Here is a 1,508-nt window from a genome sequence, read left to right as displayed (position 1 = left end):
AGACCTGATAATCATCTAGCCGCCTCCCTCCGCTGGCGTTAGCCAAAGGAGTAAAGTTAAGGTGCGAACGAAACTTTAACGGGGAGGACGGTATGTTATTTTGCGGCATAGACCTACATTCGAACAATAGCGTTGTGGTTATTTCAGACGAATCTGACAAGGTGCTGTACTCAAGGCGGCTGGCTAATGATCTGGAAACGATTTGTGCTGCATTGGCACCTTATCAATCTCAACTTGCTGGTATCGTCGTGGAATCGACCTTCAATTGGTACTGGCTGGTGGATGGGTTGCAAGAGCATGGCTATCAGGTTCACTTGGCCAATACGACGGCAATCAAGCAATATGATGGATTAAAACATCGAGGCGATGAGTCAGACGCCAGGCATCTGGCGCATGTCTTCCGTCTGGGCTTACTGCCTACAGGCTATATCATGCCTAAAGAATTAAGGAGTGGCCGTGACCTGGCACGCAAACGCATGCAATTGGTACAGCAACGTTCGGTGCAAATTCTCTCGATAGAAACACAAATGGACCAGCAGCATGGCGCACATATGGCAGCTAATCTGATCAAGAAACTGACCTGTGATGAGATAGACACGATGGGTTTTGGTGAGATGGAGGCCATGGCGCTTAAGGCAAATCTGTCGGTCATGCATGCCATTAACGCGCAAATCGTCCAGATCGAAAAAACACTGGCAATGGTCTGTGCTGCTCACCCAGGGTTTTCATTACTCAAAAGTGTCGCTGGTATTGGTGATACGTTGGCAACGGTGATCTTGCTGGAAACTGGTTCTATCGAACGTTTTAAAGATGTGGGCAACTATGTTTCCTACTGTCGATGTGTAGGCAGTGTGCATACCTCGAACGGTAAAAAGAAGGGAGAAGGCAATACTAAAAACGGTAATCGCTTCCTGGCATGGGCCTATGTGGAAGCTGCCAATTTTGCGATTCGTTATTCAGAGGCGGCAAAGAAATTCTATCAACGCAAGAAAGCCAGGCGCAACGGCATTATCGCCATCAAGGCGGTGGCTCATAAACTGGCACGAGCTTGTTTCCATATGTTAAAGACTGGGGAAAATTTTTCGGTGGAGCGTTGTTTCACCTGAGAGTTGGCAGCACTGCGTGAGCCAGGCGTTGGGGTTGGATCACAAGCCATCAGAACTGATTGGACACGCAGTATTTGCCATCACAATCGTTGTTTTACAATGAGTCGTCTGCAATGCGAGCCACAAGGGGTTGGAACCGAATCCGGTAGCCATAGATCTGCCCATCACTTGGACGCAACGCGGTACTGAGATGCTTCTGGAGTAGCTGTGCTACTTGGGCGAAATCCAGCTTTATGTTTCGCTAGATCCACATGGGTGACTGGTGCGATTCACGCAACCACACGTTGAAGCAAAAGGCACGACGGCATTTTGAAACAAGCGTGTGGTGGCGGGGTAAATTTTATCGCGGTGTGTTGCGAGTATGTGGTTCGACTACTTGACTATCGGGGGCTAATGGGTGAC

1 protein-coding gene is annotated in these 1,508 nt (G+C 48.9%); it reads left to right on the top strand.

The annotated features are described in order from the left end of the window. The first annotated feature begins 92 nt into the window (after positions 1 to 92). Positions 93 to 1,106: an IS110 family transposase gene (locus ACO0LD_RS31690; RefSeq protein WP_423013516.1), complete on the top strand. Its 1,014-nt coding sequence runs from the start codon at positions 93 to 95 to the stop codon at positions 1,104 to 1,106. Positions 1,107 to 1,508: the final 402 nt, after the last annotated feature.

The sequence above is a fragment of the Undibacterium sp. Ji83W genome (genome assembly GCF_049340385.1).
Lineage (GTDB): Bacteria > Pseudomonadota > Gammaproteobacteria > Burkholderiales > Burkholderiaceae_D > Undibacterium.
The sequence above is the reverse complement of the archived record's forward strand: the minus strand, read 5'-3'. Positions and strand labels throughout refer to the sequence as shown.